Consider the following 14,694-nt stretch of genomic DNA (forward strand, 5'->3'; position numbering starts at 1 on the left):
ATTAATTGTTATTCGCTCGTGCCTTCACGCAGGCAAGAGAAAAGGTTGTTGCTGGCCTGCTGGCGGAATGACGGGCTGCTCATAATCGCGGGCAGGGGGTCGCGCAGGTCCGGATTGTGGGTCAGAATGTTCCGCATCATCGCTTCGCCGTTTGTTTCCAGATAGGCGGCGGAGCGTTTCGACATGCAACGGCACAGCTTCGGCATATCGCGCAAATCAAAATCCATGATTTTCTTGTCGCGCATGCATTCGTTGAACAACAAATCCTGCGCCGCCGTTTGCATGCATGGGCCGTAAACCTGGGCCTGCATTTTGTGCATTAATTCCCGGCCCAATTTGGTCGGCTTGCCGATAATATCCAGCTCTTCCATGCTGAACCGCGACATCATTTTAACCGATGTGCAAGAGCACAACTCGGCCTGGGCCTCGTCACTCATCCGTTGATCGTCGGCGGCCATGCATTGGGCATAGTAGTGATTGGCGCGCTCGGTCGTAATCGGTGTGCGTGTTTGCGGCGGCAAATCGTCCTGACCCTGCGTTTGTGTCTGGGTTTGGGCGCGGCTTTGCGCCTGTGCCGGTGTTGCCACCGCCACAAACGCCAGAACCGAAACCATCAAAATCAGGGGCAGGATCAGGACGCGGATCATTATGCGGCTTTCTTCACAACCATTTGCGGAACGGCGGTGAAGTTCGCGGCTTTCTCAATCACCTGCGATACGTTCAGAACGGTTTCCTCGTCCCACGGCTTGCCAATGATCTGCAGGCCCAGGGGCAGGCCATCACCGCTCAAACCCGCCGGAACGGACATGCCCGGCATGCCGGCCAGTGATGCCGGAACGGTGAACACGTCGTTCAGGTACATCTTGATCGGGTCGTCTTCGTTTTCGCCAATGGCGAACGCGGCGGACGGGGCCGTCGGGGTCAACAGAACGTCGCATTCCTTGTACGCGTTCAGGAAATCCTCCGAAATCAAACGGCGGATTTTCTGGGCCTTGGTGTAATACGCATCGTAATACCCGGCGGACAGAACATAGGTGCCGATCATGATGCGGCGGCGCACTTCCTCGCCAAAACCTTGCGCACGGGTGTTTTCATACACTTCGCGCAAATCTTTGCCTTCGGCGCGCATGCCGTAACGCACGCCATCATAACGGGCGAGGTTGGATGAGCATTCCGCCGGAGCGATAATGTAATAGGTCGCCAGCGAATATTTCGTGTGGGGCAGGGAGACATCAACGATCTCCGCGCCTGCATCTTTCAAATACGCTTTGCCTTCATCCCACAATTTTTGAATTTCGGCGGGCATACCCTCAACCGCATATTCGCGCGGAATGCCAACTTTCATGCCCTTGACGCTTTTGCCCAGAGCGGCAACGAAGTCCGGCACAGGTTTGTTGGCGGATGTTGCATCCTTCGGGTCGTGCCCGGCGACGGATTTCAACAGGATCGCGCAATCTTCGGTGTTGCGGGCAAACACGCCCGGCTGGTCCAGCGAAGACGCAAACGCCACAACGCCCCAGCGGGAGCAACGACCATAGGTTGGTTTAATCCCGGCAATGCCGCAGAAGCTGGCCGGCTGGCGGATGGAACCACCCGTATCCGTCCCCGTCGCGCCCATGCAGGACCGCGCGGCCACAGCAGCGGATGAACCACCGGACGAACCGCCCGGAACCAGATCAGCATTGTCGCCGTTATTGCGTTTCCACGGGCTGATGACGTTGCCGAACGCGCTGGTCGTGTTGGACGATCCCATCGCAAATTCGTCGAGGTTCAGTTTGCCCATGAACACCGCGCCGTCATTCAGCAATTTGGTCGTGACGGTGGATTCGTAATGCGGCACGAAATTGCCCAGAATTTTGCTGGCCGCCGTGGTGCGGATACCGTTGGTGCAGAACAGGTCTTTAATGCCCAGCGGGATACCGTCCAGCGCGCCGTTTTTACCTGCGGCATATCGTGCATCGGATTCCGCGGCCTGTTTCATGGCCACGTCCGGTGTTTCGGTGATATAGGCGTTCAGGTGGCGGGTGTTCTCCATCACCTTCACATGCGCGGCGGTTAATTCGGTCGCGGTGAATTCTTTGTTTTTCAAGCCGTCCAGAGCGGAGGCAATGGTCAGATCGGTCAGGGTGCTGCTCATAATCTTCAATCCTTACTCAACAACTTTGGGAACGACGAAGAAGCCTTCCATGGCTTCCGGCGCATTGGCCAGCACATCGGACTGGATATCTCCGTCCGTGACCTTGTCCGCGCGCAGTTCCATTTCCATGTTCACCACGCTGGCCAGCGGGGCGACATTGTCGGTATTAACTTCGCCCAACTGCTCAACCCATTTCAGCAAACCGCCCAATTGGGGGGCGAGCTTGTCGGCCTGTTCTTCGGTAATGGCCAGACGGGCGAGGGTGGCGACTTTTTTAACGGTGGCTTTGTCCATCGACATGCTTGTGAATCCTCTCAGAAATGCTTAGATTTTGTATACTTCCCAGCCACAGGACGCAAGCCCAGATGCCAGCAGAAACCCTCGAAAAAATCGCCGGAACCCGGCCCCGCAACGTCCGTCTGATGGGGCTGGATCTGGGGACAAAAACCATCGGGGTGGCCATTTCGGACTCGGCCCATTCCATCGCCACCCCGGTCCGGGTGGTGCAGCGGACCAAATTCACGCGTGATATCGTCGAATTGGGCAAGATTATCCGCGATTATGACATCGGTGGATATGTCTTGGGATATCCCCTGAACATGGACGGAACCATGGGCCCACGGTGCGATGCCGTGCAATCCTTCGCCGCCGAAATGCTCAACCACCCCGACATTTTCGGGCCCAAGCCATGGATCGCCCTGTGGGATGAACGCCTGTCCACCGCCGCCATGACCGATTTTCTGATCGATACTGTGGATATCTCAAGAACAAAGCGAAAACAGGTGATTGATAAGCTGGCGGCCCAATACATTCTGCAAGGGGCTTTGGACTTTATACAGGCTGCGGACCTTTAGTCGACAGGCACTCATACGCCTGCAAAACCAGCTTTACGTGGTCCTGTGCGTTCCAGACCTGTTGAATATGCGCGCCTTGGCTGTTGTGACGATCCCAAGCGTCGCGCAGGTCGCGTTCCGCGCGGTCATAAACCCGGCAAAAAGCCAGCAGCAAATCGGACGGGTTGGCCGCCGTTTTCTGGTCAATGTCCAGAACAGCGTGATGGTTCGGCGCGGCGGCTTTATCCGCTGCCGGGGTGTCTTTGGTTGCGTGTTGGGCCTGAATTTTGCGGCTCATCTTTGGCTCCGTATCGAATGAATTTCGCGGGGACGTAGCCGATTTCGGGACAAACGCGCAAGAATAATCGTATGGAGGTCCGAGCTTGTGCCTATTAGGTTATTAGGTGCGGGCTAAAACACCCCCTCAACTGTCATTCCCGCGAAAGCGGGAATCCAGTGGCATGGGCACAATTGATCCCGGTCTTCTGGATTCCCGCTTTCGCGGGAATGACAATAGTGTTGCGGGATAATGCTTTAAGCATCCTGCCCAAAACGCATTAGGCTATGCCCATTCTTCTGCATCCAGTCATAGCCGAAATCAAAATCATCGCTCAGTTTTTCGCATTGCGTCCAAAATCGCTGGCTGTGGTCCATGACTTTCAGGTGGGCGACTTCGTGGGCAATGACGTAGTCCATGGCCAGTGACGGAGCGAAGATTAGGCGCCAGGAAAAGGACATTTTGCCATCCTCGGAGCAACTGCCCCAGCGGCTGCGCGTGTCGCGGACGGTGATGGATTGGATTTTTTTGTTACGATCAATCTGCTTGGCTTTTTCATGTGCCATCTCGGTGATCGCGTCGCTGGCCAGTTGGCGCAGGAAGCGCTTGATGCGCGGGGCCACGTCTTCCTTGTTCGTTTTAACGATCAAGGTGCGCGGTTTCAATTCGATATCCGTCATTTTTAATTTGGGGTCATAATGAATGTGCAGCGTGACATTGTGGCCCATGATGGGCAGAACGGCACCATCCACAAACGGAACCGGTTCCGGCAAATCTTCCAACCGTTTTTCAACCCATAATTTATTCTGGCGTGCGAAATCCAGCGCGCGTTCCATGCTGGCGCGGTGCGGGACGATCAAATGCACAACGCGCGCGGCCGGGTCCAGCCGCAAGGCCATGCGGCGGGCGCGTTTGCTGACGGTCAGGCGCAGGCAGGGGTGAATGCTGTTCACGGCCTGTTGCGCTTTGGCAAGGGCGTCCTTGTCACGGTTTTTTCCGCCTTTGGTTGATGTTGTCCGGACCATCCTAGCCCGACCCTTTCGTCTGTTACAAAGAATAAATATATGGGATAAGCCCGGCGGGATTCCAGGTGCGGCACCCATTGAAAAACGGGGCCGTTTAAACCGGAGCCAGAGGGGTTACACCACACTCATCAGCCCCGGCCGGAAACCTTTTCGGGGCTAAACTATTCCGCGGCTTCCGCCGTTTTTTCGGATTTTTTCGCCTTCGCGCTGCGGGCGCGGACGGCGTCGATCCCGTGAACCCTGACGTCCCAATGCGTTGGGGCGATGTCCGGTATTTTTTTCAAATCATCGGACGGGATCGGATCGCGTTTTGAATCATGGGCGCGCATGAAATGCCGAATGCGCGGCATAATCAATGTGCGCCAGCGGCTGCCGTTGAAAATGCCGTAATGGCCGACATTTTCCTGGAAATGGTGGAATTGTTTTTCCGCGGGCAGGTTGGTGGCAATCACGTGTGCCGCCGTGGTCTGGCCGTGCGCGGAAATATCGTCCAATTCCCCCTCGATGGTCAGCAGGGCGGTCTTGCGAATGGCGGATGGATCAACGCGGTGGACGCGCCCACTCAGCGGGTCTTTCCATGTCATTTCGCCCTTGGGCAAGGCATGTTTCTGGAACACGGTTTCCACGGTTTGCAGATAGAAATCCGCATCCATATCCATCACGGCCAGATATTCGTCATAGAAATCACGGTGGCGTTCGGCGGATTCACCGTCACCCTGGACCAGATGGTTATAAAACTCGACGTGCGACCCGACATGGCGGTCCAAATTCATCGACATGAATCCGCTCAGTTGCAGGAAGCCGGGGTAAACGCGGCGATGCGCGCCGGGGTAGTAGAACGGCACCGGCGACACAACGGTTTTTTCAAACCAGCTTAACGGGCGTTCTTCGGCCAGTTCGGTGACAGCGGTTTTGGATACGCGCGTATCAATCGGCCCGCCCATCAATGTCATGCTGAGCGGTGTATTTGGGTCCTCATCCGCTTCCATCAAAGCGACGGCGGCAAAGACGGGCACGGCGGGTTGGCGTACGGCCACCACATGCACATCCGGGCCCAGCAGGGTCAGGAATTCGCGCACATAGGCGATATAGCTGTCCAGATCAAAGCGACCTTCGGCCAACGGCACCTGCCGCGCGTCTTTCCAGTCGGTGATGTACACATCATGGTGTGGCAACAACGCTTCGACCGTACCGCGGAGCAGGGTGGCGTAGTGGCCGGACATCGGCGCCACAATCAACACGCGCGGATCATCGCGGCGTTCCATGCGGCGGAAATGGATCAGGTTACAGAACGGGCGTTCGGACACGATGTGTTCCAACACATCAACCGTGCGGCCATCAATCTGTGTGGTCTTCAAACCGAATTCCGGTTTTGCAAATTTGCGCGTGGATCGTTCAAACAATTCCGCCCCGGCGGCAATGGTTCGGCCCAGTGGCGTGTAGGACAATGGATTGTTTGGGTTGGCCCATGCGTTACGGGTCATCTCTGCCGTCAGGCGGGCAGGGGTCATAAACGCATGATGAATATCGAACAGGTGATAAAGCACTCTTTACACTCACACAATTGGGGAACGCGGTTCACAAACACTATCACTATTATACGCCGCAAATGGTTAAATTGTGCAATACAACATAAAATTCGTATCAAATGGCCGAACATATTGACAAGGAACGCTTTTTTCTTTACATAACCGCCTCCTTTTCAGGGAAGGGGACCCTATGCTGTTTATTGGTGATTTGGTTGTTGATTGCACCGCCCGGGTAACTGAGGGCGACCTGGCCCGCTGGGGGCTGGTCAAAGGTCGCCGCAAAACGGTGGACCCGGCCTTTATCAACAACCTTCTGACCCAGATCGAAGACCGCACCTTCTGCGGCGGGGGCTCCACGGGCAATACGGCGTTTGCCTATGCCGGGCTAGGCGGACAGGGCACATACCTCACCGCCATGGCGTCGGATGATTATGCTGACCTGTCTTTGCGTGAATTAAAATCCGTCGGGTTGGACGTGTTAATCAACGGCGCTCCGGTTCCCGGATCATACAGCAATATCTGTCTGTGCCTCGTCACGCCGGATGGGGAACGCACCATGCTGATGGGGGTGGAAACATGCTTCTGCAGTATTCCATTCATCCTTGAAACGTTACAGACCCAGGATCATCCCGCTATTTTTATGACCGCCTATTCTACGGAAGGATTCGGCATTGATGGATTTCGCCAGATCGCGGAAACCGCTTTAAAAACAGGCAAAAACGTTTATCTGTCGCTGTCAAATCCTGTGCTGGCCGCCAATCACCGTGATGCGTGGATCGACCTGATGCGCGCGGGCGTGTCGGTGTTCAGCAATCAGGGGGAATTTTCTCCGCTGTTGGATGGGCAGCCTGCGCACACTTTGCAAAACGTTTTATCCGGCGATGCGTTTGCCGCGATGACGGACGGTGAACATGGCGCGCATATTGTGACCATCAATGACGTGATGCAAACGCCTGCTGTTCCCGTGACGGATGTGAAGAACACAACCGGGGCCGGGGATCATTACGCCGCCGGATTTCTGTTTGCGCTGTCTCAGGGTATGGATCTGGCCGAATGCGCCCGGTTTGCCGCGCAGCTGGCGGCCCGTAAAGTGGCCGCGCCCGCCAGCCGTCTGGAAAAAGATGTGCTGGCCAGATTTGTGGCGGCGGTTGCGGCCTGAATTTAATATATAAAACAATATCTTGCGTGATGCCTTCGCACCGTGCAGGTGCAGCAGGGCTTTTTCTTTAAACGGACCAAGCGCCGGATTAAACTCCCCTTCCGCTGAATGCGGGTACAATAATAAAGGGAGTTTCAAATCATGCTGATGCGCAAGCCAACCGATTATATCGATACCTATTACCGCGACACCATGCAGGGTGCCCGCGCGTATGATCCGCTGGTTGATAAAATTCAGGCGGATGTGTGCGTGATTGGTGGTGGTCTGGCGGGACTGAACACGGCGCTTGGTTTGGTTGAACGGGGCCGTGGTGCCGTGGTAATCGAAGCCGCACGCATCGGCTGGGGCGCGTCGGGCCGCAATGGTGGTTTCGTCGCCAAGGGCTATGCCCGCGATTTATCCAGCTTGAAAAAGAAAGTCGGGCTGGATCATGCCCGCGCCTTGGTCAATTTAACCAAGGATGCGCGCGCGATGATCAAACAACGCATCAATGATTTGAATATCCCCTGTGGCCCGCTGCGTCCCGGTGTTTTGACCGTGTCATGGAAAGACAATCCCGATGCGGTGCGGGCCATCGTCGATGACATGAATGATTCATACGATCTGGGCTTTGAATTCTGGGGCACGAACAAGGTGCGCGAACAATGCCACACCGATAAATATTTCGACGGCGTGTATTCCCCGGGTGACTTTCAATTCCATCCGCTAACCTATGTCCAGGGTTTGGCCAGCACGATCGTGTCCAAAGGTGGCCAGATTTACGAGGGATCCAAAGCAACAAAAATCACCCAGATGCCATCAGGCCGCTGGCGGATCGAGGTCGGCAGCGGTGGCGTGATTGAGGCCGAACACGTTGTTTTGTGCTGTTCCATCTATGTTGATGGATTGGATAAACGTCTGCGCAATGCGGCGTTTCCGGTGCGCACCTATGTGATGGTAACGGAACCCGTTGATCCGGCGGATTTGAAAGCCTCAATCGATACCGAACACGCCATCTACGATATGCGCTTCGCCAGTGATTATTACCGTGTGTTGCCCGATAATCGCATCATGTGGGGTGGCCGCGTCAGCGTGGGCCGTGATCCGGCGAAGATTGCCGAACTTCTGCACGGCGACATGCTGAAGGTTTATCCGCAATTGCGCGGCAAGGTGAAAACCGAATATGGCTGGTCCGGTGATCTGTGCTACGCCCCGCACAAAATGCCGCAAATCGGCCAACTGGCCCCGAATTACTGGTACGCCACCTGCTTCGGCGGCCACGGCCTGGCCCCAACCACAGTAGGCGGCGAAATGATCGCGGGCGCGATTGCGGACAAAGACGACCGCTACAAACTCTTCTCCCCCTTCGGCCTGAACTTCGCGGGCGGTCCGCTGGCTCCGTATATCGCGCAGAGCGTGTACTGGTGGTGGCGCGCGCGGGATTATATTGGGGGGTAATAAGTTCCGTTGGAGTGATTTAAAAGCTCTGTAGGCTTTCATGCCTACGGGGCTTTTTTATTGGTTTTTCCTGTACGGTTCTAAGTATTGTACCAGCTGTTCAATGTTTCTTTTTCCCTTGCCGTAGTCTGTTTTTGTTGTTGGGACTATGGGCGCGCTTTGAATGCTTATAATTGTTACGTCTGTGCCTGGTGCGGATAGGGAAATTATAATTTTCTCTCCAAAGCTCTCCCATGTCATCTTCGTGCGGGCGTATACAATACCTTCTTTTATATCTGATTTTGTTATACGCGCATTGATGGATTGAAGTGCGTTGACACAGTGTTCATGGGTCGCAGGTAAGGTCCCGTTGCAGACAATTTCTGCATTTTGTACGGGCAGGATTTTTTCATTTCCTCTTCTACTCTTGCTTTCTTTTAAGAGAAGAAAATCGTCCAAGACATGCGCAATCGTCAGTCCCGCTATTGCGGCGCCGATGAAGCCTGCCGCAATTCCGAATGCCGGGTGATAAAGAATGCTTAGATAGAAACCCAAAATCGGCCATGTGAAAAATGTCGTAATCGCAAATATTTTTATAAATCTGTTCATTGTGGCTGTTCGCGAAATTGCATTGGTGTCTAATGAATCTATTTTGTGTGTCTAATGAATCTATTTTGTGTGTTTAATGGCCTTTATTTTTTCAATAAGCATTAATGACGCAATGTACGTTGCTGTACAAAAAATAATTAAAGAGAATGTGTTTCCGATAAAGTGTGAAATTCCAGCGCCATCGCCGACAGCGTCGGTGACGATGACATATATGCTTCCTAAGAGGATGGCGCCCGTTACAAATAGCAGGGTGATAACGGTGCCAACAGAAAAAATTTCTGCGCATTCCTTTGCTGACTCTGCAAGAGTAAGCCTGTTAATCGTTCGCGGGTAATGCCTTACAATTAAAAAATTTTTTGTCATATGGGATAAAATGAATCCGATAACGATGACATTAAGCCAGGATGGATGTAGCAAGCTTACTAAAAGAAGAGCGAAAAATAGTGCGTTTATAAAGTGATCCCAAGGCGTGCCTTTTTGAAGAAGAAGGTGTCCTTGTTCATCAAGAACAATACCTTTCCCGATGATGCCAAAGGGGTGGAATATTTTTTCTCCGTTTTCTGTGTTCTTAAATTGTAGACGTTGTATTTTTTTGAGAAAAGTCTCTGTTGTCATTGCGGCGCTTTCGTGATGCGGTCTATTTTTCTTTACTGATGTTATCAAGGTGTTTCGTCTAAATAGCGGTTTGTTTCTCTTGAGATTAAAGGCAAAATCGGGCAATCCAAATTTGTTTGTTTTGTAGTGTTTTTGTTATCCATAATGTCAGAATGGTGTCGCGTGTTGTGTACGGCTGGTTTTGTCGCTTTCTTTGCGCGGACTTGGTGCTAAACTTCACCCCATGACCGATATTCTCGTTTACATCCATTCTTTGTTATTGGATCCCACCCGCATCCCTCTGGCGATGGGGGCGATTATGACGGTGGCCATTTTTGGGGTGGCCACGGGGCCTCTGCGGGGGAATGCCAATCCGTTATATTGGGCCGTTGTGAACGGGTTGTTCGGTGGGTTTGGGGCGCGGTTGGACCGGGTGCAACGCACGCCGGCGGACCTGATGATGCGCGGGTTTTTTGTCACTGTTTTGGGGCTGGGCTTCTTCTATCTGTGCGCGCGGCTGGCGGCCAGTGCGGCGTTTTTCTATCCGGCGGCGGGGCTGACGGAGGTGGTGCTGCTGTCGCTGTGCCTGAGCGCGGGCACGATCTGGTATGCGTTGCTGAAACTGTTTTTCGCGTTGAAGGATAAGAAGGTGGGCAAGGGCGCGTATTATACGATCGCGTCCTCCAGCCGGTGCGATTTGTCGGCCAGCGATGATTTTACGATTACCCGTGTGGGCATGGCGTTGGCCGCCCGCAATTTTGACAAGGGGCTGGTGGCGCCGGTTCTGTGGTATTTAATCGCCGGATTGCCGGGGGCGTTTATCTATACCGGGCTGGCCGCACTGGCGTGGCGGTTTGGCAAGGACGGGTTCACCAAGGGGTTCGGGCGTCTGCCGCTGGCGCTGGAACGGCTTATGGGCTTTGTTCCGACCCTGCTGGCCGGGTTTTTACTGGCGGTGGCCGGGTTGTTGACCCCGACCGGGGGCATGACCCGGGCCTTTATCGGGATTTTTGGGGCCGGGAAGGGCCGCGCACCCTATGACCAAGGGGGGCAGCCGGTGACGGCCATGGCCTGGTCCTTAGGGGTCAGTCTGGGCGGGCCGAATCAAGATTTGGATGGGTCGGCCCTGCAACGGGCCTGGGTCGGGCCAGAGGGGGCCACAGCCCGGCTGGAGGCCAGCCATTTGCGCCGGGCTATCTATCTGCATTTAATGGCGGTTTTACTGCTGTTGGCGGCCCTGGGCGGGGGGCTGTTCTGGGGCAGTATCGGGCTGTAAAACCCGGCCATTTAAAAGTCATAGGAAACGCTTGACTTCCCCCGGATTCATCGACTATTGTCCGCACCTGTTTTGGAAAACCAGTAAAACTACAGGATTTATGCCATGAGCCGCCGCTGCACCGTAACCGGAAAAGGCGTTATGACCGGGAACAACGTTTCCCACGCTAAAAACCGCACCCGCCGCCGTTTCCTGCCGAGCGTTAAGCGCACCGGCATGTTCAGCGATATTCTGGGTCGCTTTGTTGATGTGAAACTGTCCGTCAACGGTATCCGCACGATCGAACATAACGGTGGTCTGGATTCCTACCTGCTGGACACCGCGAAGACGAAGCTGGACCCGAAACTGCGCGCTTATCGCCGCACGTTGGACAAAAAAGTCGCTGACGGCGCCGTAAGCCCGGTGAAGTTCGAGAAGAAAGCCATGCCGAAGGGCAAAAAGGGCAACATCTCGGCGCGTCTGCTGAAGAAAAAAGCTGCGAAAGCGGCTGCCGCGAAATAATCATTCGGCCATCTGGTCCGATTGAATAAAAAGCCCCCGTCACGGGGGCTTTTGTTTTGCGGTTAAGTTTGCAAGCCAAGGCGGATGGCCCTATAAAACAAGCTGATTTTCAACAAGGGATATATGGATAAAAAAGCATGGCAAAAGCAATTATGTATAAATCTCTGGTCGCGGCGTTTGCCGTCGTAAATGCAATCACGTTTGCGGACAGCGCCATCATCGCGCACACCGTGCATAACAGCCCGCATGCGCCGGATGTCAGTTTGGATCAAGTGGGCGTCCAGGCGGGCATGACGCCGCTGATGAATATGTATCAATGGACGGCGAAAGATCTGGATGAACGCTCGCTGACGGCGCGTGCACCGCTCAGCTATATCGCCGCCGCATCAGGCGCGGTTTTGCCGCCGGTGCTGGACGGTGTTGTGGGTTTGACCGTATCGACGTTGGGTGCCCCGGGCACCGTGCTGGGGCATTGGACTGGTGTTGCCACGGGCAAAACCGTTGCATCGGTATCGCATGCAACGACCCAGGCCGAAAAGGCGGTGGCCGATCGGTTCAAAACCCAGATGAACCAGTTCCCTAATCTCTAATCTGAAAGAAACGCGTACCCTATGCTGACCTATCCGAATTTTGCCTTTGATGTTTTGCATCGTGACCAGAACGGTACGCGCGCGCGTATTGGCCGTCTGGTCACGCCGCATGGCACGATCGAAACGCCGAACTACATTTTCTGCGGGACCAAGGGCGCCATTAAAAACCTGTCCCCGATGCAGATGCGCGAGGCGGGTGCGGATATTATTCTGGGCAACACCTATCACCTGATGATCCAGCCAGGCGCGGATTTGATCGAACGGATGGGCGGTCTGCATGAATTTAACCGTTGGGACGGTCCGATGATGACCGATTCCGGCGGGTTCCAGATTTTTTCGATGGGTCACGGTGGCGTTGCCGATGAAATCAAGGGGCGCAGCAATAACAAAGGCCGCGGCAAATCCCTGCTGGAAATTTCGGAAGAGGGCGCACGTTTTAAATCCTATTGGGATGGCAGCATTCTGAACCTGACGCCGGAAGAGTCTATTTCTATTCAGCGTAAAGTCGGCGCGGACCTGATTTATCAATTCGATGAATGCACGGCGTATCACGTCGAACGGTCTTACACCGAAGAATCCATGCACCGCTCCCATCGTTGGGGTGACCGTTCCATCGCGGAATTCGAACGCGGCCATGACGGGCGTCAGGCGCTGTACGGCATTGTTCAGGGCGGTGTGTACAAGGATCTGCGCGACATCAGTTGTGAATGGACGGCGGAAAAACCGTTCTTCGGTACGGCGATCGGCGGATGCCTGGGGGGCTCGACGGAAGAGTTTTACGAGATCACCGGATGGTGCGTTGAAAAAATTCATCCAGATCGTCCGGTTCACCTGCTGGGTATCGGGGCCATCCGCGATATCTTTACCTGCGTTCGCTTGGGGATTGATACGTTTGACTGCGTGTCCCCGACCCGTATTGCCCGCCATGGCTGGGCTTTGACCAAAGGCGGTTCGGGCCGCATGAATCTGCGCAACGCGCAGTACCGTGAGGACAAGGAGCCTCTGGACGCCTCTCTTGGCATCCCGGCCAGCTCTCAATTCTCCCGCGCGTATATCCACCACCTGCTCAAGGCGGGCGAATTGCTGGCCAGCCAGCTGATTGCTCAGCATAACGTGGCGGTGATGACCCGTCTGATGCGCGAAATCCGTGCGGCCATTAAAAACGGCACGCTGGATTCGCTGGAGCGCGAATGGATTGAAGATTAAGGAATTTGGTGGCCCTTATACCGGGCCGCCAGCCTTTAATGTCGGGTGGGATTGAACCGCGGCGCGGGGCTGGGTGGCCAGCAGCGCATTCAAATCGTCCAGAATGTCGCGGGTCAAGTCCAGATGCTCGTTGCTGTATCCTGAATCCATCGTGCCCGTTCTTTTCACAGAGTGGGCTTTGCTTTTGAAATTCTCACCATTGGCCAGCCGGGCGAACTGCTCAATGTTGCTGCGGTCGCTGGCGTGTTTCTTTTCCAGCCCGTCTTGAACAACCGTGATGATGTGTTTCAGGTCGTTCAGGGGCAGGTGCCGTTGTGAATCCAGTGTGTAACCGCCCAACCGTTCCATCAACCCTTCGTCCAGGTGGGCAATGTCGCTGTTGCTCAAATCATCGTAAAGGCTCTGGATGCTGGAGAACAAGGATGGAGGCAAAATGGCGTATCCAAACGGGTTTTCCAGTTTTTGTGCCACGGTGGGGATGGTTGAAATAATGCGGTCGATCCGTTGCGTTACGGTTTTATAGGCTTCAAATTTTTCCTTGGCGGTGGCAAGCGGGGATTGGCCATTGCATTGCCATTCCATCATGTCGCGCACGTTGGTGCGGCGCATATTCTCGCTGACATCCGCCAATTCTGCAGCGGCGATATCGTATTCTTTGCGGTAATCGCTCTGTACGGATTCAACAACGGCCAGCATGCGGGCCAGGGATTGCGGTGTGCACGGGTTGTGCAAATCGCGCCAGAAACTGTCGGAAACCTTGCTCTTTTTGTCGAACGACATCGTGTTGCCGGGAACAAAGCGTTTGTGGCTCAGGGCGTCCCAATAAAACGCGGTCAAATCTTCTTTCAATGATGCCGGAATCACGACGCTATAGGCTTGCGGTGCTTTGCGTTCGCGGGCGGCCAGATCGAATACATTGCGCGGTGTCTCGGTCATCGTGGGTCTACTCCTGTTTCAGTTTTTTTATTGGGACGTACAAATGTGCGTACGTCCGCTTTTGGTTTATTCTGGATGATGCGGGTCAGGTCGTTCATAACGCCGTCGATCAAATCGATCACGCGTATATTTCCGCCCTTGCGGTAATAGGGACGGATATCCAGCATCATGGTGTGCAGGTCGCTCATCAACACGGGTGAGTGTAAATCATACAGATAGTCGGACAAGCGAATACGCTTCTCCAGCGTGAAACCGTGGGCCTCAAACGCGATATTATCCATCACATGGTCATGCTGAATATGCTCGTAAATCATCTTCAAGCCCTGACGCACCTCATCGGGCAGGGCCATGGCGGCGCGGGATGGCTTTTTCCCGGCGGCGGAGGCAATCTCAAAGACGTTAGACGGCTTGTTTTCCATGCCGGTATGAAACCATATTTAACGCCTACCGACAACAATATTTTTCATAATGTAAAAATCTGTCCCTGGGTCTTTGATAAGGGCCGGATTTCTGCGGTTTTTCGTGCTAGTGCAGGGGCAGGGGCATTTTCGGGCTTATTAACCAATCAGGCGTGAAATCCCGGTATAGTGGGGTATATGGGCGCGC

At 54.4% G+C, this 14,694-nt stretch carries 16 protein-coding genes and 1 pseudogene; 7 read left to right on the top strand and 10 right to left on the bottom strand.

Annotation, left to right across the window (positions count from 1 at the left end):
- Positions 1-8: 8 nt before the first annotated feature.
- From MICA_RS04950 to gatC, 3 genes are read right to left on the bottom strand one after another with little or no spacing between them, the layout of a single operon-like run.
- Complete coding sequence (locus tag MICA_RS04950) at positions 9-647, bottom strand: hypothetical protein (RefSeq protein WP_014102601.1); 639 nt, start codon at positions 645-647, stop codon at positions 9-11.
- Positions 647-2,137 carry an Asp-tRNA(Asn)/Glu-tRNA(Gln) amidotransferase subunit GatA gene (gene gatA, locus MICA_RS04955; protein WP_014102602.1) on the bottom strand — a complete coding sequence of 497 codons (1,491 nt, stop codon included), beginning with the start codon at positions 2,135-2,137 and terminating at the stop codon, positions 647-649. The genes MICA_RS04950 and gatA overlap by 1 nt, the downstream gene beginning before the upstream one ends.
- Before the next feature lie 12 nt (positions 2,138-2,149).
- Positions 2,150-2,437 carry an Asp-tRNA(Asn)/Glu-tRNA(Gln) amidotransferase subunit GatC gene (gene gatC / locus MICA_RS04960; RefSeq protein WP_014102603.1) on the bottom strand — a complete coding sequence of 96 codons (288 nt, stop codon included), beginning with the start codon at positions 2,435-2,437 and terminating at the stop codon, positions 2,150-2,152.
- Between the two features lie 65 nt (positions 2,438-2,502).
- Here gatC and ruvX point away from each other — a divergent pair, with 65 nt between their 5' ends.
- On the top strand, positions 2,503-2,991 hold the full coding sequence (gene ruvX / locus MICA_RS04965) for a Holliday junction resolvase RuvX (protein WP_014102604.1): 489 nt from the start codon (positions 2,503-2,505) through the stop codon (positions 2,989-2,991).
- Here the strand turns inward: ruvX and MICA_RS04970 are convergent.
- The 3 genes from MICA_RS04970 to MICA_RS04980 form a co-directional block, all read right to left on the bottom strand.
- Positions 2,969-3,268 carry a hypothetical protein gene (locus tag MICA_RS04970; protein ID WP_014102605.1) on the bottom strand — a complete coding sequence of 100 codons (300 nt, stop codon included), beginning with the start codon at positions 3,266-3,268 and terminating at the stop codon, positions 2,969-2,971. The two genes, ruvX and MICA_RS04970, sit on opposite strands and share 23 nt — an antisense overlap.
- A 236-nt stretch (positions 3,269-3,504) precedes the next feature.
- Positions 3,505-4,272: a M48 family metallopeptidase gene (locus tag MICA_RS04975; protein WP_014102606.1), complete on the bottom strand. Its 768-nt coding sequence runs from the start codon at positions 4,270-4,272 to the stop codon at positions 3,505-3,507.
- 161 nt (positions 4,273-4,433) lie between these two features.
- The gene (locus MICA_RS04980; RefSeq protein ID WP_014102607.1) at positions 4,434-5,819 is read right to left on the bottom strand and encodes a polyhydroxyalkanoate depolymerase; all 1,386 of its coding nucleotides are present in this window, start codon (positions 5,817-5,819) and stop codon (positions 4,434-4,436) included.
- Positions 5,820-5,991: 172 nt separating this feature from the next.
- Here MICA_RS04980 and MICA_RS04985 point away from each other — a divergent pair, with 172 nt between their 5' ends.
- A complete protein-coding gene (locus MICA_RS04985) occupies positions 5,992-6,960 on the top strand; it encodes a PfkB family carbohydrate kinase (protein WP_014102608.1) in 969 nt (322 codons plus the stop codon).
- Positions 6,961-7,101: 141 nt separating this feature from the next.
- Positions 7,102-8,397, top strand: a complete 1,296-nt coding sequence (locus MICA_RS04990; protein WP_014102609.1) for an NAD(P)/FAD-dependent oxidoreductase — start codon at positions 7,102-7,104, stop codon at positions 8,395-8,397.
- A gap of 57 nt (positions 8,398-8,454) precedes the next feature.
- On the opposite strand, the gene MICA_RS04995 is transcribed toward MICA_RS04990, so the two are convergent.
- Together MICA_RS04995 and MICA_RS05000 are read right to left on the bottom strand one after the other, a co-directional pair.
- Positions 8,455-8,985: a hypothetical protein gene (locus tag MICA_RS04995; protein ID WP_014102610.1), complete on the bottom strand. Its 531-nt coding sequence runs from the start codon at positions 8,983-8,985 to the stop codon at positions 8,455-8,457.
- Positions 8,986-9,045: 60 nt separating this feature from the next.
- Positions 9,046-9,600, bottom strand: coding sequence for a hypothetical protein (locus MICA_RS05000; RefSeq protein ID WP_041793825.1), 555 nt, complete (start codon positions 9,598-9,600; stop codon positions 9,046-9,048).
- Between the two features lie 223 nt (positions 9,601-9,823).
- Here MICA_RS05000 and MICA_RS05005 point away from each other — a divergent pair, with 223 nt between their 5' ends.
- The 4 genes and pseudogenes from MICA_RS05005 (at position 9,824) to tgt (ending at position 13,152) form a co-directional block, all read left to right on the top strand.
- Positions 9,824-10,855: a cobalamin biosynthesis protein CobD/CbiB gene (locus MICA_RS05005; RefSeq protein ID WP_014102612.1), complete on the top strand. Its 1,032-nt coding sequence runs from the start codon at positions 9,824-9,826 to the stop codon at positions 10,853-10,855.
- Between the two features lie 105 nt (positions 10,856-10,960).
- Positions 10,961-11,224 (top strand): annotated as a pseudogene (gene rpmB / locus MICA_RS12445) (50S ribosomal protein L28); the annotation flags it as partial.
- 269 nt (positions 11,225-11,493) lie between these two features.
- On the top strand, positions 11,494-11,946 hold the full coding sequence (locus tag MICA_RS05015) for a hypothetical protein (RefSeq protein ID WP_014102614.1): 453 nt from the start codon (positions 11,494-11,496) through the stop codon (positions 11,944-11,946).
- A gap of 21 nt (positions 11,947-11,967) precedes the next feature.
- A complete protein-coding gene (gene tgt / locus MICA_RS05020; protein ID WP_014102615.1) occupies positions 11,968-13,152 on the top strand; it encodes a tRNA guanosine(34) transglycosylase Tgt in 1,185 nt (394 codons plus the stop codon).
- A gap of 15 nt (positions 13,153-13,167) precedes the next feature.
- Here tgt and MICA_RS05025 read toward each other — a convergent pair whose 3' ends face one another.
- Both MICA_RS05025 and MICA_RS05030 read right to left on the bottom strand, forming a co-directional pair.
- The gene (locus MICA_RS05025; protein WP_014102616.1) at positions 13,168-14,088 is read right to left on the bottom strand and encodes a hypothetical protein; all 921 of its coding nucleotides are present in this window, start codon (positions 14,086-14,088) and stop codon (positions 13,168-13,170) included.
- Positions 14,085-14,507 carry a hypothetical protein gene (locus MICA_RS05030; RefSeq protein WP_014102617.1) on the bottom strand — a complete coding sequence of 141 codons (423 nt, stop codon included), beginning with the start codon at positions 14,505-14,507 and terminating at the stop codon, positions 14,085-14,087. Before MICA_RS05030 ends, MICA_RS05025 begins: the two co-directional genes overlap by 4 nt.
- Positions 14,508-14,694: the final 187 nt, after the last annotated feature.

The sequence above is a fragment of the Micavibrio aeruginosavorus ARL-13 genome (assembly GCF_000226315.1).
In the GTDB taxonomy this organism is placed as follows: Bacteria; Pseudomonadota; Alphaproteobacteria; order Micavibrionales; family Micavibrionaceae; genus Micavibrio; species Micavibrio aeruginosavorus_B.

Coding starts and splice junctions, on each gene's coding strand:
- MICA_RS04970 (WP_014102605.1), bottom strand. CDS start 3,268: ATGAGCCGCAAAATTCAGGCCCAACACGCAACCAAAGACACCCCGGCA.
- MICA_RS05030 (WP_014102617.1), bottom strand. CDS start 14,507: ATGGAAAACAAGCCGTCTAACGTCTTTGAGATTGCCTCCGCCGCCGGG.
- MICA_RS04990 (WP_014102609.1), top strand. CDS start 7,102: ATGCTGATGCGCAAGCCAACCGATTATATCGATACCTATTACCGCGAC.
- gatA (WP_014102602.1), bottom strand. CDS start 2,137: ATGAGCAGCACCCTGACCGATCTGACCATTGCCTCCGCTCTGGACGGC.
- gatC (WP_014102603.1), bottom strand. CDS start 2,437: ATGTCGATGGACAAAGCCACCGTTAAAAAAGTCGCCACCCTCGCCCGT.
- MICA_RS05025 (WP_014102616.1), bottom strand. CDS start 14,088: ATGACCGAGACACCGCGCAATGTATTCGATCTGGCCGCCCGCGAACGC.
- tgt (WP_014102615.1), top strand. CDS start 11,968: ATGCTGACCTATCCGAATTTTGCCTTTGATGTTTTGCATCGTGACCAG.
- MICA_RS04995 (WP_014102610.1), bottom strand. CDS start 8,985: ATGAACAGATTTATAAAAATATTTGCGATTACGACATTTTTCACATGG.
- ruvX (WP_014102604.1), top strand. CDS start 2,503: ATGCCAGCAGAAACCCTCGAAAAAATCGCCGGAACCCGGCCCCGCAAC.
- MICA_RS05000 (WP_041793825.1), bottom strand. CDS start 9,600: ATGACAACAGAGACTTTTCTCAAAAAAATACAACGTCTACAATTTAAG.
- MICA_RS04985 (WP_014102608.1), top strand. CDS start 5,992: ATGCTGTTTATTGGTGATTTGGTTGTTGATTGCACCGCCCGGGTAACT.
- MICA_RS05005 (WP_014102612.1), top strand. CDS start 9,824: ATGACCGATATTCTCGTTTACATCCATTCTTTGTTATTGGATCCCACC.
- MICA_RS05015 (WP_014102614.1), top strand. CDS start 11,494: ATGGCAAAAGCAATTATGTATAAATCTCTGGTCGCGGCGTTTGCCGTC.
- MICA_RS04975 (WP_014102606.1), bottom strand. CDS start 4,272: ATGGTCCGGACAACATCAACCAAAGGCGGAAAAAACCGTGACAAGGAC.
- MICA_RS04950 (WP_014102601.1), bottom strand. CDS start 647: ATGATCCGCGTCCTGATCCTGCCCCTGATTTTGATGGTTTCGGTTCTG.